We start from the raw sequence: 21,983 nt of genomic DNA on the forward strand, positions 1-21,983 counted from the left end.
CCCATGCCGGACACCGTAGAAGGCCGACCCGTCGCAGGGCAACTTCTTTTTTCGCGTGGGCCAGGACCGGGCTACCCGAGGAGGCGGTCCAGTACGGCGAGTTGGTCGGTGACGCGGGTCTCGGACCAGCTGGTGAGCCAGGCCCTGTGGTCGGCGCCGTAGCCGCGCGGGGCCGCCTCCACGCGCATGATCAGGGCGAGATAGACCCGGTAGAGCGCGAGCCGGGCGGACGCCGCCTCGTCCAGGGTGAGGTCCGGGTCGACGCTGCGGTAGCCGGCGATCAGGTCGGCGTCGTGCTCGGCGGCGCCGAGCGGATCGAGGCCGACGAGTTCGGCGAGGGGGTCACCGAAGAAGGCGCGCTCGCCGTCGATGAGCCCGACCAGCTCCCAGGCGCCGGAGGGCCGTCGCCGGACGACGACATTGCCCTCCCACGCGTCGAAGTGCACCAGCGCCGGCCGCTTCACCTCGGCGAGTTGCGCGGCGCACCGCGCGGGCAGGCCGGCCAGCCGGTCCGGCGGCACGGGCAGTGCCACGCCGAACCTCTCCGCGTCGGCCAGCACCGCGCCCAGCATCCGGGCGAAGGCGGTCGGCCAGTCGGAGGCGCCGAGGGGCGGCGCGGTCGGCTGCGGATAGCCGTACTCCGTGCCGGTCACGCCGGCGATCCGGGCGACGGCGGCACCCAGCCCGCGCCGCAGCGCCGCCCGCGCGCCGGGGGCGATCCGGTCGCGGGCCGCGTCCATCGTCGTACCGTCGAGATACTCCAGCAGCAGCCACTCGCTCACCCCGTCCTCGGCCGCCGACTCGTGATGGAGCACCGTCGGCACGGGCACCCCCGCCTCGCCCGCCAGGCGGTGGAATACCCGCTCGGTGCCGAGCAGTCCGCACTCGTGGCTCAGTGCCGGTGCGTCGGCGGGCGGCGCCGACTTGAGCACCAGCCGCCGGCCGCCGGCGAGTTCCAGCAGCCACGCGGAGTTGTACCAGCCGCCGCTGAGCCGTGTGGCGGACAGCGGCTCCACGGGCCCGAGCGCACGCCGCAACCGGCGGACGACCATCTCCCGCGACGCCTCGGTCATGAATCCTCCCCCTCGGAAATCCGCTCGGCCCCCCGGCAGGCGGGCACCACGCTGGGCGCCCCTGCCTCAGGCCGTCTTGACCAGCCGGAACGCCACGCACACGACCGCTGTGTCGTCCTGGATCAGGGCCCCCTCCCGACTCCAGAAACGCCGGTGCCCGGTACGCCACTCCTCCAGGGAGGTGTCTCCCTCGCCCTCGGCCCTGGCGTGTTCCCAGGTGACCTCGCCGAAGGTGGTCACCTGCACGCCCGTGACCTCGATGACGCCGACGGACTGCCCCTCGTCGCCCAGCAGGGCGAGTCGTTCGCCGATGAACTCCAGCCCCTCGGTGTCCTCGACGTAGTCCTCCAGCAGTCCCGTGGTGGCGGTCTTGGTACCGGCCAGGACGAGCGCGTTCAGTCTGCCGCGCATCTCGCCGGGCGTGCCGAGCTCCATCGCGCGCATACCGTCGACTCGGGGCCACATGTGCTCTCGCCTCCCGCGGGACACCTCCGGCGCCCGAGGGTCGGGGGCCGGTCCGATCGTAGGCCGATCCGACCGTGCGGGTGGAGAAACTGATCAGCCTTGAACGTACGGAAGCTGATCAGGAGTTGAGGCCGCGGAAGCGGATCAGGACGGGAACGCGCAGAGGCCGATCAGGACTTGAGGGCGTAGAAGCGGACGGGCGAGTTCGGTACGAAGCCGATGCGCGGGTACACCGGCGCGCCCGCGGCCGTCGCGTGCAGGGTGGCGCGGGTCAGCCCGGTGGCGCGGGCGCCCTCGTACAGCGCCTTGCGGGTCACCGCCTCGCCGTACCCGCGGCGCTCGTGGCCGGGGTCGGTCGCCACCAGGACGACGAAGAGCCGGCCCGTCGCCTCGACCGTCGCGGCGCAGGTCACCGGGGTGCCGTCGCGCAGGCCCAGATACGCGTGGACCTCGCGCTTCCACAGGGCCGAGCCGACGAGGCCGTCGCGGCCGTCCTCCACAGGGAACCCGTACGCCCGCGAGTTGATGTCCGCGTACGCCCGCAGCTGTTCGTCGGTCGTCACGCGTACGAAGGTCAGGTCGGGGTGGGACGGCTCGGGGAGGGGCAGGAAGTCCCCCGCCATGCCGGTGCCCGGAAAGGCGTACGCCAGACCGGCCTCCTCCGCCGTCGCGTCCAGCACCGCACGGGCGTCGGCGTCGAGGAGGTCGTCGAAGACCCACAGGAAGCCCGGCTGAGTCTTGGAGCGCATGATGTCCGCCGCCTGACGCAAGCGCTGGGCGAGCACACCCGCCCGCGTGCCGACCTCCGTCAGCGTGACGCAGTTCCAGAACGCGAACCGGCAGTCGGCCCAGCGGACGGCGATGCCGGGAAGGTCGCGCACATCCGCCGCGGGGTCCCGGTCGAGCACCATGGCGCGCCAGACGTCGGCGAGCTGCTCCATCGATTCGACGGACGCCGTCAGTTCCTTCATCGAAACCTCTCAAGTGGCCGGACCGGACGAGGGTTTGACCGAGTCACCGTCCGGTCACCCTACGCCACCGGAGAGGGCGCGCAGAGAATCGACCGCCTGTTGTCGATGAATTGCAAAGTATGCGCGACATCTTGCGTGAGGTTGTGGTGAGTGGTTGAGTGTGGCGCGCCCCACAGACGTCGGTTCGTGGGGCGGACTCCACGTTCCTGCCCGAAGGGGACCCACCCATGAGAAGAGCCCGGTTCCGCCGTACCCGCCGCGGTGGTGCGGCCGTCGTCGTCTCCGCTCTGACCCTGACCGCGCTCGCCGCCTGCGGCACGAGCAGCAGCGGCGACGGCGGCGGCGGATCCGGCGACGGCGCCTCCGCCGACCCCTCGGCGCCGCTCGACCCGAAGACCAAGGTCACCCTCACCATCGACTGCATGCCGCCGGCGGCGAAGGCGGCCGAGCTGAAGGAGTGGAAGGAGGACGTCGCCGAGTTCAACAGGACGTATCCGAACGTCACGATCGACGGCCGCTCCACGCCGGGCCAGTGCCTGGAGCCGCCCCGCTTCACCGCGATGCTCAAGGCCAAGTCCCAACCGGACGTGTTCTACACGTACTTCACCGATCTGCCGCAGGTCCTCGACCACGACGGCGCCGAGGACATCACCGCCTACGTCAACGACAGAACCGTCCCCGCGCTGAAGGACATCGACCCGAACGTCCTCGCCTCGCTCCGCCACGACGGCAAGCTCTACGGCCTGCCCACCAGCAACTACACGATGGGCCTGCTGATCAACCGCAAGCTGTTCGAGCGGGCCGGGCTGGACCCCGACAACCCGCCGCGCACCTGGGCGCAGGTGCGCGCCGCCGCCAAGAAGATCGCCGGACTCGGCGACGGCATCGCGGGCTTCGGCGAGTACAGCGCGGGCAACACCGGCGGCTGGCACTTCACCGCGCACCTGTACAGCATCGGCGGCGACATCGTGGACGCGAGCGGACGCAGGGCCGCCTTCAACGACGAGCTCGGCAGGCAGGTCGCGGCCAACCTCCACGCCATGCGCTGGGAGGACGACAGCATGGGCGACACCCAGCTGCTGAAGTGGGGCGACCTGCAGAAGCAGATCGCCACCGACAAGCTCGGCATGTTCCTCGCCGCCCCCGACGACATCGCGTACATGGTCCAGCAACTGGGCGCCGAGTACGAGAACTTCGGCATGGGGCCGATACCCGGCGAGAAGAACACACTGGCCGGCGGCAACAACTACATGATCAAGAAGGGCATCTCGCCCGACAAGATCAAGGCCGCGATCGCCTGGCTCAACTTCAAGAACCTCACCGTCGGCAAGGGCCAGTTCGACTGGGCCCGCGCCAAGGCCGACAAGCTGCCCGTCGGCGTCCCCCAGCCCAACTTCTGGCGCGGCGAGTCCAAGAGGAAGGACGACGCCGCCCGTCTGGCGAACGCCACCATGCCGGTCGCCAACTTCAGGACGTTCATGGACAACCCGGTGCCCGGCAAGGCCGAACCCCCGAAGGCGCAGGAGATCTACAAGGTCCTGGACAACGTCATGTCCGGCATCCTCACCAACGAGGACGCCGACATCGACGCCCTCCTCGACACGGCCGAGGAACAGGTCAACCAGGTCCTGGCCAACCGGTGAAGCGCGCGACGCCCCTGCCGGCCCCGGGCGGCGCCCTCACCCGGAGCCTGCGCCGCAACCTGACCGCGCACGCCTTTCTCATCGGCGCGGTGCTGTGCTTCGCCTTCTTCTCCTGGTACCCGATGATCCGGGAGTTCCTGCTGGCCTTCCAGCGGACCGAGGGCGGCGAGACCACCTGGGTCGGCCTGGACAACCTCCGGACCGTCTACAACGACCCCGCCTTCTGGCAGGCATGGCGCAACACCGTGCTGTTCACCGTGCTCGCCCTGGTCCTCGGCTTCGCGGTCCCGTTCGTCGCCGCCGTCGTCATCAACGAGTTCCGCCACGCCCAGGGCTACCTCCGCCTGCTGGTCTACCTGCCGGTGATGCTCCCGCCGGTCGCCTCCGTACTGCTCTTCAAGTACCTCTACGACCCCGGATACGGCCTCCTCAACGAACTCCTCGGCCTCCTCCACCTGCCCGAGCAGCAGTGGCTCCAGGACCCGGACCTGTCCATGCTGTCCGTCGTCGTCGCCGCCACGTGGATGAACATGGGCGGAGCCACCCTGGTCTACCTCGCCGCGCTCCAGGGCATCCCCGGCGAGCTGTACGAGGCGGCCGAGCTCGACGGCGCCGGACTGCTGCGCAAGATCTGGCACGTCACCGTCCCGCAGACCCGGCTGGTCCTGTCGCTGATGCTGCTCATGCAGATCGTCGCCACCATGCAGGTCTTCGTGGAGCCGTTCCTGCTCACCGGGGGAGCCGGACCCGAGGGGTCGACGACCACCGTCGTGTACCTCATCTACCAGTACGCCTTCAACTTCAACAACTACGGTGCCGCGGCGGCGCTCGGCCTCCTCCTGCTCGTACTCCTCGCCGGATTCTCCGCGGCGTACGTCAAGCTCAGCCGCTCCGAGGACGCCTAGCACCGGGGGAGACCCACCATGTCCACGCGTACGCTCATCTCGCCGGCCCAGCTCGCCAAGCCGCGCGGCAAGGCCCTCTATCGGACCGTGTTCACCGTGGTCGTCGGCGGCTTCACGCTGGTGTTCCTGGGGCCGCTGTACTGGCTGGTGTCCAGCGGCTTCAAGGACGCGCAGGAGGTGATCCGCACCCCGCCGACCCTGGCCCCGGAGAGCTTCGCGCCGGAGAACTACAGCCGGGCCTGGGAGGTCATGGACCTGTCCTCCCTGCTGTTCAACACCCTCTACTACGCCTTCGGGGCGCTCGCCTTCCAGCTCGTCCTGGACGTGGCCGCCGCGTACTCGCTGTCCCGGCTGCGGCCCGTCCTCGGCAAGGTGATCCTCGGCATGATGCTGGCCACGCTGATGATCCCGGCGACCGTGCTCGTCGTACCGCAGTACCTGACCGTGCTGGACGTGCCGATCGTCGAGCGGAACCTGCTGAACACGCCGTGGGCGATCTGGCTGCCGTCCGTCACCAACGCCTTCAACATCTTCCTGCTCAAGCGCTTCTTCGACTCCATCCCCAAGGAACTGCTCGATGCCGCCGCGATGGACGGCGCCGGCCCTCTGCGCATCCTGTGGTCCGTCGTGCTGCCGATCTCCCGGCCCATCCTCGGCGTGGTGTCGATCTTCGCGGTCGTCGGGGTCTGGAAGGACTTCCTGTGGCCGATGCTCACCCTGCCCGACCCCGCCAAGCAGACCCTCAACGTCGGGATCTACTCCCTCTCCAACGGCGTCCCGGTCAACGTCCTGATCGCCGCGCTGACGATCGCCTCCCTGCCGACGCTGATCGTCTTCCTGGTCTTCCAGCGCAACATCATGAGCGGCCTGACCGCCGGCGGCCTCAAGGGCTGAGAGCCGCCGCCCACCCTCCCTGCCCGAAAGGAAACCCCGTGGCAGCCCCTCACCCGCCCCGCACCGACGACTGGTGGCGCGACGCCGTCATCTACCAGGTGTACCCCCGCAGCTTCGCCGACGGCGACGGCGACGGCACCGGTGACCTCGGGGGCATCCGGGCACGACTGCCCCACCTCGCCGAACTCGGCGTCGACGCCGTGTGGTTCACCCCCTGGTACGCCTCCCCGATGGTCGACGGCGGCTACGACGTCGCCGACTACCGCGCCATCGACCCCCTCTTCGGCACCCTCGCCGAGGCCGAGAAACTCATCGCCGAGGCCGACGCGCTGGGCATCCGGGTCATCGTCGACATCGTCCCCAACCACGTGTCCGACCGGCACCCCTGGTTCCGGGCCGCGCTGGCGGCCGGACCCGGCAGCCCCGAGCGCGCCCGCTTCCACTTCCGCCCCGGCCGCGGCGCCCACGGCGAACTCCCGCCCAACGACTGGCCGTCCCAGTTCGCCGGCACCACCTGGACCCGTGTGCCCGACGGCGAGTGGTATCTGCACCTGTTCACCCCCGAGCAGCCCGACCTCAACTGGGCGCACCCGGACGTGCGCCGCGAGCACGAGGACATCCTGCGCTTCTGGTTCGAGCGAGGCGTGGCGGGCGTACGGATCGACTCGGCCGCCCTGCTGGTGAAGGACCCGGCGCTCGCCGACTTCGAGGAGGGCGTCGACCCGCACCCCTATGTCGACCGGGACGAACTGCACGACATCTACCGCTCCTGGCGGGCGATCGCCGACGCCTATCGAGCGGTGTTCGTCGGCGAGGTCTGGCTTCCGGACGCCGAACGCTTCGCCCGCTATCTGCGCCCCGACGAACTGCACACCGCCTTCAACTTCACCTTCCTCAGCTGCCCCTGGGACGCCGGCCGGCTGCGCCGCGCGATCGACGACACCCTCGCCGAACACGCCCCCGTCGGCGCGCCCGCCACCTGGGTGCTGTGCAATCACGACGTCACCCGCACCGTCACCCGCTACGGCCGGGCGGACACCGCCTTCGACTTCGCCACCAAGCGCTTCGGCACCCCCACCGACCTCGCCCTCGGCACCCGCCGTGCCCGCGCGGCCGCCCTGCTCACCCTCGCCCTGCCCGGCTCGGTGTACCTGTACCAGGGCGAGGAACTCGGCCTGCCCGAGGCCGACATCCCGCTCGACCGCATCCAGGACCCCATGCACTTCCGCTCCCACGGCACCGATCCCGGCCGCGACGGCTGCCGGGTGCCCCTGCCCTGGGAGGCCGACGCGCGCTGGTGCGGCTTCGGCGCGGGGGAGGAGCCCTGGCTGCCCCAGCCCGCGGACTGGGCCCGCTACGCCGTCGACCGCCAGCGGGCCGACCCGGATTCGATGCTCACCCTGTACCAGGAGGCCCTGCGCCTACGCCGGTCGGAACCCGGCTTCGGAGACGGCCCGCTGACCTGGCTGCCCGCCGCGCCGGGCGTCCTGTCCTTCGCCCGCACCGACGGCCTGGTCTGCGTCGTCAACCTCTCCTCACCTCCCGTGGCCCTCCCACCGCACCGACGGACCCTGCTCAGCAGCGGGCCGCTCGCCGCCGACGGAGCCCTGCCGCGGGACACGGCGGTGTGGCTGCGCACCTGACCCGCGGGGAGCACGCAAGGGGCGCAAGACGCTTGCGTCGGAATCCGGGACGAAAGCGCGAACGGCCGCAATCCGCTTGCGGAATTTGCGTTAGTCTTGCGTACATGACGCGACGACTTGCCCAGGTGGCGAAGAAGGTGGGGGTCAGCGAGGCGACGGTCAGCCGTGTCCTCAACGGCAAGCCCGGCGTGTCGGAGGCGACCCGCCAGTCCGTGCTCACCGCGCTGGACGTGCTGGGGTACGAGCGGCCGACGCAGCTGCGCGGCGAGCGCGCCCGGCTCGTCGGCCTGGTGCTCCCGGAGCTGCAGAACCCGATCTTCCCGGCGTTCGCGGAGGTCATCGGGGGCGCGCTCGCGCAGCAGGGGCTCACCCCGGTGCTGTGCACCCAGACCAAGGGAGGCGTCTCCGAAGCCGACTACGTGGACCTGCTGCTCCAGCAGCAGGTGTCGGGCGTGGTCTTCGCCGGGGGCCTGTTCGCGCAGGCCGACGCGCCGCACGAGCACTACCACCGGCTCGCCGAGCGCAACATCCCGGTCGTGCTGGTCAACGCCTCCATCGAGGGCCTCGACTTCCCCTGTGTGGCCTGCGACGACGCCGTGGCCGTCGAGCAGGCATGGCGCCACCTCGCCTCGCTGGGCCACGAGCGCATCGGCATGGTCCTCGGCCCGGCCGACCACGTGCCCTCCCGGCGCAAGCTGGAGGCCGCCAGGGCGGCGGCGAAGGAAGCGGGCATGACCTGGACCGACGAGTACGTGGAGCGGTCGATCTTCTCCCTGGAGGGCGGACAGGCCGCGACCGCGCGCCTGCTCCAGCGCGGTGTCACCGGCATCGTGTGCGGCAGCGACCCGCTCGCCCTCGGCGCCATCAGGGCCGCCCGGCGCCGCGGGCTGGTCGTCCCCGCGGACGTGTCGGTCGTCGGCTTCGACGACTCCGCCTTCATGACCTGCACCGAACCGCCGCTGTCCACCGTGCGCCAGCCCATCGAGGCCATGGGCCGGGCGGCGGTCGACCTGCTGTGCGCCCAGATCCAGGGCACCCAGGCCCACCCCGGTGAGCTGCTCTTCGAGCCGGAGCTCGTCGTCCGGGGCTCGACGGCCCCGCCGCCGGCCCGCTGACCCCCCGAACCCTCACGGCACCGGTGTCACCGCCGCCCTCAGCGGCGGCCGACACCGGTGCCGTCGGCGTTTCGGGGGCCGGACGACCGTCCGGCAGCCCGTCCGAACTCCGGCCGGAGACCGCCCAGAAGTCCGACCGGAGACCGTCCCGGTGTGACGGAACCGTTGACAGACCCGTCACCCGGTAGAACCTGTGGCCTCGGCAACGCAAATGTTCCACAGAATTGCTCAAGAATCTGGCTCAGAGCGTGTGGAGAGGCCCACCATGAGACGTAAACATCCGATCGGGCGGCTGGTCACCGCCTTGCTGACAGCCACCCTGATCGCTGTCGGACTACTCCCCGTCCCCGCGCACGCCGCGGCGGAGCCCAACATCGCGCTCGGCGACCCGGCGTCGGCCGCCAGCGCACACTCCGGCCACGGCGCCTCCAACATCACCGACGGCGACCAGAGTTCGTACTGGGAGAGCGCCGGTGCGCAGCTGCCCCAGTGGGTGCAGACCGACCTCGGCCGCACCGAGCGCGTCGACGAGGTCGTCCTGCGGCTGCCGTCCGGCTGGGAGAGCCGCAGCCAGACCCTGACCCTGCAGGGCAGCGCCGACGGCACCAGCTTCACCACCCTGAAGAACTCCGCCTCGTACACCTTCAGCCCGGTCACCGGGAACACCGTCACCGTCGCCTTCCCCGCCACGCTGACCCGATTCGTCCGCGTCCACATCACCGCCAACACCGGCTGGCAGGCCGCCCAGCTCTCCGAGTTGGAGGTCCACTCGGCCGACGCCTCCTCCACCGACCTCGCCGCCGGCCGCACTTTGACCGCCAGCAGCCACACCGAGGTCTACGCCGCCCCGAACGCCAACGACGGCAACCGGGCCAGCTACTGGGAGAGCCGCAACCACGCCTTCCCGCAGTGGCTCCAGGCCGACCTCGGCGCCTCGCTCCGGGTCGACCGCGTCGTCCTGCGGCTGCCGTCCGGCTGGGAGAGCCGCAGCCAGACCCTGAAGATCCAGGGCAGCACCGACGGCTCCGACTTCACCGATCTGACGGCCGCGCGGGCGTACACCTTCGACGCCGCCGCGGGCCACGCGGCGACGATCGCCTTCGACGCCGCCACCACCCGCTACGTCCGCGTCCTGGTGACCGCCAACACCGTCCAACCGGCCGCCCAGATAGCCGAACTGGAGATCTACGGCCCGGCCACCGGCGACACCCGGGCCCCGACCGCCCCCACCGGCCTCGCCCTCACCGAGCCCGCCACCGGCCAGATCCGGCTGACGTGGACCGCGTCGACCGACAACGTGGGCGTCACCGCGTACGACATCTACGCCAACGGCGACCTGCTCACCAGCGTCTCCGGCGCCACCACCACCTTCACCGACACCCGCCCGGCCGACCAGACCGTGTCCTATCGCGTACGGGCCCGGGACGCGGCCGGCAACCAGTCCGGTGACAGCAACACCGTCACCCGCCTCGGCGACGGCGGCGACACCCAGGCCCCCACCGCCCCGGCGAACCTCGCCCTCACCGAGCCGGAGTCAGGCAAGATCCGCCTGACCTGGACCGCGTCGACCGACAACGTCGGCGTGACGGGCTACGACATCTACGCCAACAACGTCCTGCGGGCGAGCGTGGCCGGGAACATCACCACCTACACCGACACCCAGCCGACGACCGCCACCGTCACCTACCACATACGGGCGAAGGACGCGGCGGGCAACCGCTCCGCCGACAGCAACAAGGTGACCCGCAACGGCAGCGGCGGCACCGGCTCGAACCTGGCGGTGGGCAAGCCGATCGACGCCTCCTCCACGGTCCACACCTACATCGCCGCCCACGCCAACGACAACAACACGGCCACCTACTGGGAGGGCGCGGGCGGCAGTTACCCGCAGACCCTCACCGTCAAGCTGGGCGCCGACGCCGATCTCGACCGGCTGGTGCTCAGGCTCAACCCGGACCAGGTGTGGCAGGCGCGGTCCCAGACCATCGAGGTCCTCGGCCGGGAGCAGAACGCCACGGCCTTCACCGGCCTTGTCCCCAGCCGGAGTTACGACTTCAGCCCGGCGACCGGCAACACCGTCACCGTGCCCGTCACCGCACGCGTGGCCGATGTGCGGCTGCGGTTCACCGCCAACTCCGGTGCCCCGGCCGGACAGATCGCCGAGTTCCAGGTGTACGGGGTGCCCGCGCCCAACCCGAACCTCATGGTGACGGGCCTGACCACCTCGCCCGTCTCGCCCGTCGAGTCCGACCCCGTCACCGTCTCGGCGACCGTCCGCAACGACGGCCCGGCCCCGGCCGCCGCGAGCAGGGTGGCCCTGCGCCTGGGCGGCACCAAGGTCGCCACCGCCCAGGTCGGCGCCCTCGCACCCGGCGCCCAGACCACGGTGGAGGCGTCCGTCGGCGCCCGCGAGGCCGGGTCGTACGAGCTGAGCGCCGTCGCGGACGAGGCGAACGAGGTCATCGAGCAGAACGAGACCGACAACACCTACACCAGGCCCACCGCCCTGGTGGTCCGGCCCGTCCAGAGCGCCGACCTGATCGCCGCCTCGGTGACCACCACGCCCTCCAGCCCGGCCGCCGGCGACACCGTCACCTTCAAGGTCGCGGTGAGGAACCAGGGCAACGAACCGAGCGCCGCGGGCGCCCACGGCGTCACCCTCACCCTCGTCGACGACAGGGGGACCACGGTCAGAACGCTGACCGGCAGCCACACCGGCGTCATCGCCGCGGGTGACACGGCCGTGGTCGGCCTCGGCCCCTGGACGGCCGCCGACGGCTCGTACACCGTCCGTACGGTCATCGCCGACGACGTCAACGAGGTGCCGGTCAAGCGGCAGAACAACACCTCCACCCGCCCGCTGTTCGTCGGACGCGGCGCCGACATGCCGTACGACACCTACGAGGCGGAGGACGGCACCGTCGGCGGCGGCGCGAGCGTGGTCGGCCCCGGCCGGGCCGTCGGCACCATCGACGGCGAGGCGTCCGGCCGCAGGGCGGTCACCCTCGACGCGACCGGCGAGTACGTCGAGTTCACCACCCGCGCCGCGACGAACACCCTGGTCACCCGCTTCTCCATCCCGGACGCCCCGGGCGGCGGAGGTATCGACTCGTCGATCAATGTGTATGTCGACGGCGTCTTCACGAAGGCACTGCCGCTGACCTCCAAGTACGCCTGGCTGTACGGCGCCGAGGCGTCACCCGGCAACTCACCGGGTGCGGGCGCCCCGCGGCACATCTACGACGAGGCGCACCTGATGCTCGGCAGGACCGTGCCCGCGGGCAGCCGGATCCGGCTGCAGAAGGACGCCGCCAACACCGCCGCCCACTACGCGATCGACTTCGTCGACCTGGAGCAGGCCACCCCGGTCGCCAACCCCGACCCGGCGGCGTACGCCGTGCCCGCCGGATTCACCCACCAGGACGTGCAGAACGCCCTCGACCGGGTCCGCATGGACAGCACCGGCACACTCGTCGGGGTGTATCTGCCGCCGGGCGACTACCTGACCTCGAGCAAGTTCCAGGTGTACGGCAAGCCGGTGAGGGTGGTCGGCGCGGGTCCCTGGTTCACCAGGTTCCACGCCCCCTCCACACAGGACAACACCGACATCGGCTTCCGCGCCGAGGCGACGGCGAAGGGATCGCTGTTCAAGGGCTTCGCCTACTTCGGCAACTACACCTCGCGCATCGACGGACCGGGCAAGGTGTTCGACTTCTCCAATGTGTCGGACATCGTGATCGACGACATCTGGAACGAGCACATGGTGTGCCTCTACTGGGGCGCCAACACCGACCGGATGACGATCAGGAACTCCCGGATCCGCAACATGTTCGCCGACGGCGTCAACATGACCAACGGCTCCACCGACAACCTCGTCGCCAACAACGACGCCCGGGCCACCGGCGACGACAGCTTCGCGCTGTTCTCGGCCATCGACGCGGGCGGCGCGGACATGAAGAACAACGTCTACGAGAACCTGACCACCACGCTGACCTGGCGGGCGGCGGGAGTGGCCGTGTACGGCGGGTACCACAACACCTTCCGCAACATCCATATCGCCGACACGCTCGTCTACTCCGGCATCACCATCTCGTCCCTGGACTTCGGCTACCCGATGAACGGGTTCGGGGCCGATCCGACGACCTTCGAGAACATCTCGATCGTCCGGGCGGGCGGCCATTTCTGGGGCAACCAGACCTTCCCGGGCATCTGGCTGTTCTCCGCCTCGAAGGTCTTCCAGGGCATCCGCGTGAACAACGTGGACATCGTCGCCCCCACCTACAGCGGCATCATGTTCCAGACGAAGTACGACGGCAGCCGGCCGGAGAACCCGGTCAAGGACACCGTCCTGACCGACATCTCCATCACCGGCGCCCAGCGCAGCGGTGACGCCTGGGACGCCAAGTCCGGCATCGGCATCTGGGTCAACGAGATGCCCGAACCCGGCCAGGGGCCCGCCGTCGGCGAGGCGACGATCAACTGCCTGCGGATGAACGGCAACGCGGAGGACATCCGTAACACCACCAGCACCTTCAAGCTGAACATCAATCCCTGCTGACCCGCTCGGGCCCGGCCCCGGACGGCAGACGGCAGACGGCCGGCGCCCGCCGCACCGCGCGGCGGGCGCCGGTCCGTGTGCGTCTCAGCCCTTGTGGGGGGAGAGACGGGCGAGCAGCAGGTTCGGATCGGGGTCCTGCTCCAGGAAGAAGGACGCGCTGTTGACGTAGACGGTCCTGTGGCGCACGGCCACGGAGGTCGGGTTGGCCAGTCCGTCGGCTCGGGTGAGCACCGTCCTGTGGGTGCCGTCGGGCCGTACGAGGGCCACCTTGTTCACCTGGATCTGCGCGGCCAGGACCGTGTCGCCGCGGTGGCCGACGAAGGCGAAGTCGTCGATCCAGGTGAGGTTGCGCGCCCTGGTCTGGATCGGGCCCGCGGACTTGTCCGGGCGGACCGGGATGCGCAGCAGGGTCGCGCGGTCGGTGTTGGACACCCAGACGGCGCCCTTGCGGACCTGTACGCCGTTGGCGCCGACGAAGCTCTTCGGGGTCAGCGGCGTCCCGGTCGCCCAGGCCCTGGGCGTGCCGCCGGTCACCGGGACGCGCCAGACGATGCCTCTGGCCGAGTCGGCGGCGTAGAGGGTGCCGCACTCCTCGTCGAGCGCGAGGCCGTTCGGGAACGAGGTGGCCGGGAACCGCGCGATCTGTACCGGGCCGCTGCCGTCGGGGCGCAGCCGCCAGATGCCGCTCTCCTCGGTGCCGGTGGCGTAGTTGACGTACACGGTGCCGTCCTCGGCGCGGGCGATGCCCATGGCCGCGGCGATGCCGATGACCGGGGTCCGGGGGTTGTCGACGCGCGGCAGCTCCGCGAGGACGGTGACATCGCCCCGCGGGTCGACGTGGGCGATCTGACGGGCGAAGGCGAAGGTGACGAGGGCGGAGCCGTCGGGCTCCAGGGCGATGCTCTCCGGGGTCTGCCCGGCGGAGAAGTCGAAGTGGACGAGGACGCGCGGGTTGCGCAGGGTCAGGTCGCCGGCGGACGCGGGGCCCGCGGCGAGCGCGACGAGGGCCGTGGCGGCCGCGGCGAGCGCGGTCAGGCGGGGAAGTCGTGCCATGGGTTCTCCTCAGGGGGGTGAGACACCAGACGACGATGACCGTCCGGTGGCCGCGGAGGCCGGTGGCCCGTCCGGCAGGTCGCCCGCGCGGCCGACCGCGACCCACCGTCCGCACTCATGCGGGGCGCGGTCATGCCGCTCGTGCTCGTGCGGGGCGCGTGACGCCGGTCGTGCTCGTGCGGGGCGCGGTCACGCCGGTCGCGCGCAGCCCTCCGCCCCTACGCGCCCCTTCCTCAGGGCCCCTTCTCCCGTACTCCTGTCGCCCGTACTCACGTCCGAGATGAGTATCCGAGCGCTGACGCCCAACGCTTTGCGCACGGCACCGTGCCCGCATGGGAAACATCACCGACCGGGGGCCGACCGCCCGGGAACTCGCCGACGCCACCCCCGCCACACGGGACCGCTACGTCGATCTGCTGCGGGTCGCCTCGCTCACGGTGGTCGTGCTCGGTCACTGGCTGATGGCCGCGGTCACCGCGGACGGAGAGATCGGCAACCTGCTCGCCGTCGTCCCCGGTCTGCAGATCCTCACCTGGGCCCTCCAGGTCATGCCGGTGTTCTTCTTCGTCGGCGGCTTCGCGCACGCCCTGGCCCACCGCTCCCGCCCGCGGTACGCGGCCTTCCTGCGGGCCCGGCTGCAACGGCTGCTGCGGCCCACGATGGTCTTCATCGGCGTGTGGGGCGTGCTCGCGCTCGCCGTCCAGCTGCTCGTCGCGGACGCCGGGGGAGGGCTGACCGGCGCCGCGCTCCGACTCGTCACCCAGCCGCTGTGGTTCATCGGCATCTATCTGGCCATGGTCGCGCTCACTCCGCCGCTGCTGCGGCTGCACGGGCGCTGGGGGTGGGGCGCCTTCGCCGCCCTGGCCGGGGGTGCGGGCGCGGTGGACGTGCTGCGGTTCGCGGCCGGTGTGCCCTACGTGGAGTTCCTGAACTTCGCCCTCGTGTGGCTGGCCGTCCACCAGCTCGGCTTCCTGCGCGCCGACGGGCTGATCCGCCGTCCCGGCCTGCTGGCCGCGGCGGGCCTCGTGGGCGCGGGGCTGCTGGTCGCGTACGGGCCGTATCCGCTGTCCATGGTGGGGATGCCGGGCGAGAAGGTCTCCAACATGGCCCCGCCGACCCTCGCCCTGCTCTGCCACGGCCTGTGGCTGGTCGGCGCGGTCGAACTGCTGAAGGGCCCCGGTGCCCGGTTCACCGCGCGGGCGCGCGTCTGGCGTGCGGTCGTCGCCGCGAACGGCATCGCGATGACCGCGTTCCTGTGGCATCTGACGGCGATGCTCGGTGTGTACGGCGCACTGCTCGCCCTCGGCATACGGCTGCCGGAGCCCGCCTCGGCCGCCTGGTGGGCCCAGGTCCCCCTCCGGCTCGGGGCGGCGGCCGCCCTCACCGCGCTCCTGGTGTCCCTCTTCCGCCGCTTCGAACAGCCCGTCCCCGCCCCCACCCCGTCGACCGACGCCGGCGGCCCCCTCGCCGCACTCGGCATCACCCTCGCCCTGTTCGGGGTGCTGGGTCTGTCGATGACCGGCCTCGGCGGCCTCCTGCACGGGCACACGGCCACCCTCGTCGCCGTCCGGGTGACCGCCCCGGCGGCCGTCGCGATGGCCCTCACGGGGTGGTTCCTGGTGGAGCGCGCCGGCCGCGCATAACCCCCGTGCGCCTCATGTGCCGTGCCGGCTCACGCAGTTGGGCCGGTCACGGTGAGGTCCGGCCGGTCCCGCGTGAAGGCTGCACGCCACTCCGACGTTGCACTACTTGGGAGTACACCCAGGACGACGCCCAGGCCGCCCTGGACCAGTACACCCACGAGCAGAACCTCGGCCCGGCCGGACAGCCCACGTCGGACAACGCCTTCCACAACGGAGCAGATCGACTGCGGCCCCGGCCGCCGGGGCACCGCTCCTCGGCCCCGGCGGCGCGGTGCGCGGGCGCCGCGCCGCCGGCGCCGGGTCAGCGCAGGTCGAACCGGTCGAGGTTCATGACCTTGTTCCAGGCGGCCACGAAGTCGCGTACGAACTTGTCGGCGCCGTCCTGGGCGGCGTACACCTCCGCCAGGGCGCGCAGCTGGGAGTGCGCGCCGAAGACGAGGTCGACGGCGGTGGCGGTCCATCTGACCTCGCCGGTGGCCCGGTCGCGGCCCTCGTAGACGTTCTCCTCGGCCGCCGACGCCTTCCACTCGGTGCTCGGGTCGAGCAGGTTGAGGAAGAAGTCGTTGGTGAGGGTCTCCGGGCGCAGGGTGAGGACGCCGTGCGGGGATCCTCGGTAACCGGTGTTCAGGGCCCGCATGCCACCGACCAGCACGGTCATCTCGGGGGCGGTGAGGTTCAGCAGGTTGGCGCGGTCCAGCAGTAGGGTCTCCGGGGAGAGCTTCTCGCCCGCCCGCAGGTAGTTGCGGAAGCCGTCCGCCTTGGGTTCGAGCACGTCGAAGGTGGACACATCGGTCTGCTCCTGCGAGGCGTCCGTGCGCCCCGGAGCGAACGGGACCGTGATGTCGTACCCGGCGTCCCGCGCCGCCCGCTCGACGGCCGCGCAGCCGCCGAGGACGATCAGGTCGGCCAGCGACACCTTCTTGCCGCCGGTCTGTGAGGCGTTGAAGTCCCGCTGGATCCCTTCGAGCGTCCGCAGCGTCTCGGAGATCTCCGGCAGGTCGTTGACCTCCCAGTCCTTCTGCGGGGCGAGCCGGATGCGTGCGCCGTTGGCGCCGCCGCGCTTGTCGGTGCCGCGGAAGCTCGCCGCCGACGCCCAGGCGGTGGTGACCAGTTGGGGGACGGACAGCCCCGAGCCGAGGATCGTCCGCTTGAGGGCGGCGACGTCCTCGTCCGTGACCAGCTCGTGGTCGACCTCGGGCACGGGGTCCTGCCACAGCTGCGGCTCGGGGACCCACGGGCCGAGGTAGCGCGACAGCGGGCCCATGTCGCGGTGCAGCAGCTTGTACCAGGCCTTGGCGAACGCCGTCGCCAGTTCCTCCGGGTTCTCGTGGAACCGCCGGGCGATCGGCTCGTAGACCGGGTCGAACCTCAGCGCGAGGTCCGTGGTCAGCATCATGGGCGCGTGCCGCTTGGACGGGTCGTGCGCGTCGGGCACGGTGCCCTGGGCCGCCGGGTCCGTGGGAGTCCACTGCTTGGCTCCGGCGGGGCTGGTGGTCAGCTCCCAGTCGTAGCGGAACAGGTTGTCCAGGTAGCCGTTGTCCCAGCGCGTCGGCTCGGTGGTCCAGGCGCCTTCGAGCCCGCTGGTGAGCGCGTGGACGCCGACACCGGTGCCGTGTGTGTTGCGCCAGCCGAGCCCCTGCTGCTCCAGCGGGGCGGCCTCCGGCTCCGGGCCGATGTACGACGGGTCGACCGCGCCGTGACACTTGCCGAACGTATGACCGCCGACGATGAGCGCGACCGTCTCCTCGTCGTTCATCGCCATACGCCCGAACGTCTCGCGGATGTCCCGCGCCGCGGCCAGCGGATCCGGATTCCCGTTGGGGCCCTCCGGATTGACGTAGATCAGCCCCATCTGCACGGCGCCCAATGGCCCCGCGAGTTCCCGGTCACCGCTGTAGCGTTCGTCGCCCAGCCAGGTGTCCTCCGGTCCCCAGAAGATCTCCTCGGGCTCCCAGATGTCCTCCCGGCCGAAACCGAATCCGAACGTCTTGAACCCCATCGATTCCATGGCGCAGTTACCGGCGAACACCAGCAGATCGGCCCAGGAGATTTTCCGGCCGTACTTCTGTTTGACCGGCCACAGCAGCCGGCGCGCCTTGTCGAGGCTCGCATTGTCCGGCCAGCTGTTCAGGGGGGCGAAGCGCTGGGCGCCGGAGCCGCCGCCGCCCCGGCCGTCGGCGATGCGGTACGTCCCCGCGGCGTGCCAGCTCATCCGGATGAAGAGCGGCCCGTAGTGGCCGTAGTCGGCCGGCCACCAGTCCTGGGACGTCGTCATCACCTCGACGACGTCCCGCTTCAGTGCGTCGAGATCGAGGGTCGAGAACTCCCGCGCGTAGTCGAAGTCCTCGTCCATCGGATTGGCCGCCGGTGAATGCTGATGGAGAACCTGAAGGTCCAGCTGATTCGGCCACCAGTCCCGATTCGTTCTCGGTCGGGTCTGCTGGGGGGTCGGGGAGGGAATTGCTGGGTTCTCGCTTTCGCTGCCGGACACGTCCGCCCTTCTTCCTTCTCCGTATTTTCTGGGTGGGCGTCCGTATGGTCGCGCACCGGGCAGCGCGTCGCCGCGAGAACACGCAGGGAATCCCTCGGCGACAGGACTCCCTCTTCCCCCGCCCTCCGGCATAGGGTCACGCGTATGGGGGAGCGTCACATCGTCGTCGTCGGGTACGAGGCGGCCGAACTGCTGGACATCGCCTGTGTGACCACGGGCCTGGCCATGGCCAACGGGCTCGGTGCCCCGGACGTGCCGTACCGGGTGCGGGTGGTGGGTCCGGGCGGCGGCCCGATCCGGTGCGGGACCGGCCTCAGGCTGAGCAGCGACGCGTCCCTGGAGCGCACCACGGGCCCGCTGGACACGCTGATCGTCTCCGGAGGCACGGGCGTCGAACGCGCCGCCGCCGACGGCCGGCTCGTCGGACACGTCCGACGGCTGGCGCGGGAGAGCCGCAGGGTGGCCTCGGTGTGCACGGGGGCGGGCGTGCTCGCGGCCGCCGGACTCCTCGACGGCCGCAGAGCGACCACCCACTGGCAGTTCGCCCCCCACCTGGCCGCCCGCCACCCCGCCGTCGCGGTGGACCCGGCCCCGCTGTGGATCCGCGACGGCAACGTGTACACGGCCGCCGGCATCACCAGTGCCTTGGACCTGACCCTGGCCTTCATCGAGGAGGACCACGGCCCCGAACTGGCCCGCCATGTCGCCCGCCACCTGGTGGTGTACCTGCAACGCCCCGGCAACCAGGCGCAGATGAGCATGTTCACCGCGGCCCCCGCGCCGCGCGACGACACGGTCCGCGCCCTCGTCGAGCACATCGCCGCCCATCCGGCCGCCGACCTCAGCACGGTGGCGCTGGCCGCCCGCGCGGGAATGACACCGCGGCACCTGACCCGGCTGTTCACCCAGCACCTCGGCCTGGCACCGGGCCGCTACGTACGCACGGTCCGCACGGAGACCGCCGCGCAGCTCCTCGCCTCCACCACCCTGCCCATGACCTCGGTGGCGGCCCGCTGCGGGTTCGGCACCGCGGAAGCCCTCCGCAAGGCGTTCACCGACCACTACGGCACCACCCCGTCGCACTACCGCGCCACCATGCGGGGCGCGTCCGCTGACGGGGCCGGTGGACCCGGCGGTCCCTAGGGCGTCTCGTCGATCAGGCCCGGCCCGATCGACGAGACACCCCCCGGAGCTACGCCAGCACCCGGAACTCGTTGCCGTCGGGATCGGTCATCCGCACCGCTCCGAACGCGTCCGGGCCGGGACCGAGGCGGGCGGCCCCGAGGGAGACCAGGCGCTCGACGACGGTCTCCTGCGGGACGCCGGCGTCGGGAGCGAGGTCGAAACGCAGCCGGTCCCTGTCGCCGCCCCTCGGCATCAGCGGCGGCCCACCCCAGGTGATCTTCGTACCCCCGCGGGGCGACTGGATCGCCGTCTCCTCGTCCTGGTCCCACACCAGCGGCCACCCGAGCGCCTGACTCCAGAAGTACCCGACCTGCTGCGAACCGTCGCAGGCCAGCGCGCCGATGACTCCGCAGCCGGCGAGGAACGCGTTGCCCGCCGGGATGACACAGAACTCGTTGCCCTCGGGGTCGGCCAGCACCACGTGACCCTCCTCGGGGCGCTGACCGACGTCGATGTGCCGGCCGCCGAGCTCCAGGGCCCTGGCCACCGTCCGCTGCTGGTCGCCCTCGGCGGCACTGGCCAGGTCGAAGTGGAGCCGGTTCTGCACGGTCTTGGGCTGTCGCGTCGGGACGAACCGCAGCCTGAGCGAGGCGTCGTCGTCGGGCGGGAGCAGCACACCTTCCCGCGGATCCTCGGTCAGCTCGCGGCCCAGTACCCCCGACCAGAAGCGCGCCAGCCGCAGCGGGTCGTGCGCGTCGATGCAGAGGGCGAACAGGTGACAGGTCATTGCGGCAGCCTAGGGGCGGCGTGCGGCCGCCGCACTCGGGTTTCCGCTGCCGCGACGACGGCGGGTAGTACGGGGCCCACGTGCGGTGACGGTGGCCGTGAGCTGCGGCTCCGCCTGTGTGCCAGCGGTTGAGATCACCGGTCGGCCCGAGGACAGTGGGCGGTGTGAGCCGTCACCGACGCCCACGCCGACGGGCTCCCTGGATCGCGGGGGCCGTGGCCGCGCTGGCCCTGGCCGGGACCGGGACCTGGGCGCTGGTGGCACGGGACGGGGACCCTGCCCGGCCCGCTGCGACGCGGTCGGCCGACCTGTCCCTGCCGACGCCGGTCCCCTTGCCGTCCTGGACGCCGGAGCCGGCGCCGACCTCGTCGTCACGCCCTGCCGGTACGCAGCCGTCGGCACCGCGGACGCCGTCACCTCCGCGGACGCCGTCCCCCGCGGACACCCCCGCACCTCGGGAGACCGCGACGCCGCCGCACAGCTCCGCGCCCGCGCCCGCCTCCACGCCCCCGCGAACCCCGGCGCCTCCCAGGACGCCCGGCACCGGACAGCTCACGCCGTCCCATCCGCCGACCACGCCGATCCCGCGGCCCACCCCCACCCCGGCCCCATCGGCGCCGTCCTCCCCGGCACCCGAGCCCCCGGCCACCGCCCGGGCGACGACGACATGGTTCACCTCTCCGACCGCGGTGGCCGCCGCCCAGCGGATGGCGGCCGCGGGCGCTGTCGGTGACCCGGAGTGCTCGATGTCGGCCGTGGGCAGGCCGGACCCGGCCCTCGTACCGCAGGGCATCCGGATCGGCATCGGCAGCCACGGCGACTACTGGTGCCTGATCTGGTAGTCGTGCGATCGCCTTGACGAGGGGCCCGTGCGATCCCGGAACCCGGCGCTGCGGCACCGCCCCGGTGGCAGCGCCTCCGTGTCAGAGCCCGAACTCCTGGGGCGACAGCCCGAGCGCCGCGCACGCCTCGCGCAGCACCTGCTCCTCGGCCGGCGCGACATAGCCGTCCGCGCCCGCGATGACGATGCCCGTCTGCACGACGGCCCGCGCCTCCGTCGGCTTCTTCGCGGCCTTGGCGATCTCCTGGAGGACCTGCGCCTTGCCCTGCGGGAAGTCGAAGGCCAGCTGGTCGACATGCTTGTTGAAGAGCTGGCGCAGCTGCTCCGACGGGAAGTTCGCCAGGACGTCGTTGTTCAGGATCAGCGACTCCACATGCTGCCGCTCCGTCTGGTCCACGTACCCGTCGGCCGCCGCGACCAGGGCGCACATCGCCATGCTGGCGTCCCGGAACGCCCCGCTCTTCAGTTCCGTCTTCAAAGAGGTCAGCTGCGACTTGAGCGTGCTCACCAACTGGGCCTTCGAACCTCTGCCCGACCCCGACCTCGAGCCCATGCCGCCGGGCCCGCCGTGCGCCGGTCCGCCGTGCCCGCCCTGAGCGCCCTGGGCCTGCTGCTGCAGGCTCTTCGCCTGGTCCTTGATCCGATCCCACATCGCCATGCGAGCCACCTCGGCCTCTGCCGTCTCGTCACCGTCCGTCGTCGTGGGAACGGCTGCCCCGGCGAAGAAGTTCCACCCCTCGGGGATCTGCCCCACGAACGGCGGATCGGCCACCCGG

16 protein-coding genes are annotated in these 21,983 nt (G+C 71.5%); 9 read left to right on the top strand and 7 right to left on the bottom strand.

Annotated elements, in window-relative coordinates; all coding sequences use genetic code 11:
* Positions 1 to 71: 71 nt before the first annotated feature.
* The 3 genes from ACSU6M_RS31340 to ACSU6M_RS31350 all read right to left on the bottom strand — a co-directional run bounded on the left by ACSU6M_RS31340 (position 72) and on the right by ACSU6M_RS31350 (position 2,509).
* Positions 72 to 1,073, bottom strand: coding sequence for a phosphotransferase family protein (locus ACSU6M_RS31340; protein WP_437074302.1), 1,002 nt, complete (start codon positions 1,071 to 1,073; stop codon positions 72 to 74).
* 66 nt (positions 1,074 to 1,139) lie between these two features.
* Positions 1,140 to 1,538: an ASCH domain-containing protein gene (locus ACSU6M_RS31345; RefSeq protein WP_437074304.1), complete on the bottom strand. Its 399-nt coding sequence runs from the start codon at positions 1,536 to 1,538 to the stop codon at positions 1,140 to 1,142.
* Between the two features lie 170 nt (positions 1,539 to 1,708).
* On the bottom strand, positions 1,709 to 2,509 hold the full coding sequence (locus ACSU6M_RS31350; RefSeq protein ID WP_437074305.1) for a GNAT family N-acetyltransferase: 801 nt from the start codon (positions 2,507 to 2,509) through the stop codon (positions 1,709 to 1,711).
* A 227-nt stretch (positions 2,510 to 2,736) separates the two neighbouring features.
* Between ACSU6M_RS31350 and ACSU6M_RS31355 the strand changes: the two genes are divergently transcribed.
* From ACSU6M_RS31355 to ACSU6M_RS31380, 6 genes are all read left to right on the top strand, one after another.
* Positions 2,737 to 4,152, top strand: a complete 1,416-nt coding sequence (locus ACSU6M_RS31355) for an ABC transporter substrate-binding protein (RefSeq protein WP_437074307.1) — start codon at positions 2,737 to 2,739, stop codon at positions 4,150 to 4,152.
* Entirely contained in the window at positions 4,149 to 5,057 is a 909-nt protein-coding gene (locus ACSU6M_RS31360; RefSeq protein WP_437074309.1) for a carbohydrate ABC transporter permease, read from the top strand. Before ACSU6M_RS31355 ends, ACSU6M_RS31360 begins: the two co-directional genes overlap by 4 nt.
* A gap of 18 nt (positions 5,058 to 5,075) precedes the next feature.
* The gene (locus tag ACSU6M_RS31365) at positions 5,076 to 5,951 is read left to right on the top strand and encodes a carbohydrate ABC transporter permease (RefSeq protein WP_437074310.1); all 876 of its coding nucleotides are present in this window, start codon (positions 5,076 to 5,078) and stop codon (positions 5,949 to 5,951) included.
* Between the two features lie 38 nt (positions 5,952 to 5,989).
* A complete protein-coding gene (locus ACSU6M_RS31370) occupies positions 5,990 to 7,594 on the top strand; it encodes a glycoside hydrolase family 13 protein (RefSeq protein ID WP_437074312.1) in 1,605 nt (534 codons plus the stop codon).
* A gap of 104 nt (positions 7,595 to 7,698) precedes the next feature.
* A complete protein-coding gene (locus ACSU6M_RS31375; protein ID WP_437074314.1) occupies positions 7,699 to 8,709 on the top strand; it encodes a LacI family DNA-binding transcriptional regulator in 1,011 nt (336 codons plus the stop codon).
* A 265-nt stretch (positions 8,710 to 8,974) separates the two neighbouring features.
* On the top strand, positions 8,975 to 13,267 hold the full coding sequence (locus ACSU6M_RS31380) for a discoidin domain-containing protein (RefSeq protein ID WP_437074316.1): 4,293 nt from the start codon (positions 8,975 to 8,977) through the stop codon (positions 13,265 to 13,267).
* An 84-nt stretch (positions 13,268 to 13,351) separates the two neighbouring features.
* Here the strand turns inward: ACSU6M_RS31380 and ACSU6M_RS31385 are convergent, their stop codons facing one another.
* The gene (locus ACSU6M_RS31385) at positions 13,352 to 14,320 is read right to left on the bottom strand and encodes a hypothetical protein (protein WP_437074317.1); all 969 of its coding nucleotides are present in this window, start codon (positions 14,318 to 14,320) and stop codon (positions 13,352 to 13,354) included.
* 332 nt (positions 14,321 to 14,652) lie between these two features.
* On the opposite strand from ACSU6M_RS31385, the gene ACSU6M_RS31390 reads away from it, so the two are divergent.
* Positions 14,653 to 15,963: an acyltransferase family protein gene (locus ACSU6M_RS31390; protein WP_437074318.1), complete on the top strand. Its 1,311-nt coding sequence runs from the start codon at positions 14,653 to 14,655 to the stop codon at positions 15,961 to 15,963.
* Positions 15,964 to 16,264: 301 nt separating this feature from the next.
* Here ACSU6M_RS31390 and katG read toward each other — a convergent pair whose 3' ends face one another.
* A complete protein-coding gene (gene katG, locus ACSU6M_RS31395; RefSeq protein ID WP_437075426.1) occupies positions 16,265 to 18,424 on the bottom strand; it encodes a catalase/peroxidase HPI in 2,160 nt (719 codons plus the stop codon).
* Between the two features lie 174 nt (positions 18,425 to 18,598).
* Here katG and ACSU6M_RS31400 point away from each other — a divergent pair, with 174 nt between their 5' ends.
* Positions 18,599 to 19,597, top strand: a complete 999-nt coding sequence (locus ACSU6M_RS31400; RefSeq protein WP_437074320.1) for a GlxA family transcriptional regulator — start codon at positions 18,599 to 18,601, stop codon at positions 19,595 to 19,597.
* A 49-nt stretch (positions 19,598 to 19,646) separates the two neighbouring features.
* On the opposite strand, the gene ACSU6M_RS31405 is transcribed toward ACSU6M_RS31400, so the two are convergent.
* Positions 19,647 to 20,366, bottom strand: a complete 720-nt coding sequence (locus ACSU6M_RS31405) for a VOC family protein (protein WP_437074322.1) — start codon at positions 20,364 to 20,366, stop codon at positions 19,647 to 19,649.
* Positions 20,367 to 21,055: 689 nt separating this feature from the next.
* Between ACSU6M_RS31405 and ACSU6M_RS31410 the strand changes: the two genes are divergently transcribed.
* Positions 21,056 to 21,208 (top strand): hypothetical protein, encoded by a 153-nt coding sequence (locus tag ACSU6M_RS31410; RefSeq protein WP_437074324.1) that lies wholly within the window; start codon positions 21,056 to 21,058, stop codon positions 21,206 to 21,208.
* Between the two features lie 81 nt (positions 21,209 to 21,289).
* On the opposite strand, the gene ACSU6M_RS31415 is transcribed toward ACSU6M_RS31410, so the two are convergent.
* Positions 21,290 to 21,865 carry a tellurite resistance TerB family protein gene (locus tag ACSU6M_RS31415; protein ID WP_437075427.1) on the bottom strand — a complete coding sequence of 192 codons (576 nt, stop codon included), beginning with the start codon at positions 21,863 to 21,865 and terminating at the stop codon, positions 21,290 to 21,292.
* Positions 21,866 to 21,983: the final 118 nt, after the last annotated feature.

It is taken from the genome of Streptomyces sp. enrichment culture (genome assembly GCF_964272895.1).
In the GTDB taxonomy this organism is placed as follows: domain Bacteria; phylum Actinomycetota; class Actinomycetes; order Streptomycetales; family Streptomycetaceae; genus Streptomyces.

Bases quoted from the DNA above. Each gene is read 5' to 3' on its own strand.
- ACSU6M_RS31340 (WP_437074302.1), bottom strand. From the start codon at position 1,073: ATGACCGAGGCGTCGCGGGAGATGGTCGTCCGCCGGTTGCGGCGTGCG.
- ACSU6M_RS31345 (WP_437074304.1), bottom strand. From the start codon at position 1,538: ATGTGGCCCCGAGTCGACGGTATGCGCGCGATGGAGCTCGGCACGCCC.
- ACSU6M_RS31350 (WP_437074305.1), bottom strand. From the start codon at position 2,509: ATGAAGGAACTGACGGCGTCCGTCGAATCGATGGAGCAGCTCGCCGAC.
- ACSU6M_RS31355 (WP_437074307.1), top strand. From the start codon at position 2,737: ATGAGAAGAGCCCGGTTCCGCCGTACCCGCCGCGGTGGTGCGGCCGTC.
- ACSU6M_RS31365 (WP_437074310.1), top strand. From the start codon at position 5,076: ATGTCCACGCGTACGCTCATCTCGCCGGCCCAGCTCGCCAAGCCGCGC.
- ACSU6M_RS31375 (WP_437074314.1), top strand. From the start codon at position 7,699: ATGACGCGACGACTTGCCCAGGTGGCGAAGAAGGTGGGGGTCAGCGAG.
- ACSU6M_RS31380 (WP_437074316.1), top strand. From the start codon at position 8,975: ATGAGACGTAAACATCCGATCGGGCGGCTGGTCACCGCCTTGCTGACA.
- ACSU6M_RS31385 (WP_437074317.1), bottom strand. From the start codon at position 14,320: ATGGCACGACTTCCCCGCCTGACCGCGCTCGCCGCGGCCGCCACGGCC.
- ACSU6M_RS31390 (WP_437074318.1), top strand. From the start codon at position 14,653: ATGGGAAACATCACCGACCGGGGGCCGACCGCCCGGGAACTCGCCGAC.
- ACSU6M_RS31400 (WP_437074320.1), top strand. From the start codon at position 18,599: ATGGGGGAGCGTCACATCGTCGTCGTCGGGTACGAGGCGGCCGAACTG.
- ACSU6M_RS31405 (WP_437074322.1), bottom strand. From the start codon at position 20,366: ATGACCTGTCACCTGTTCGCCCTCTGCATCGACGCGCACGACCCGCTG.
- ACSU6M_RS31415 (WP_437075427.1), bottom strand. From the start codon at position 21,865: ATGGCGATGTGGGATCGGATCAAGGACCAGGCGAAGAGCCTGCAGCAG.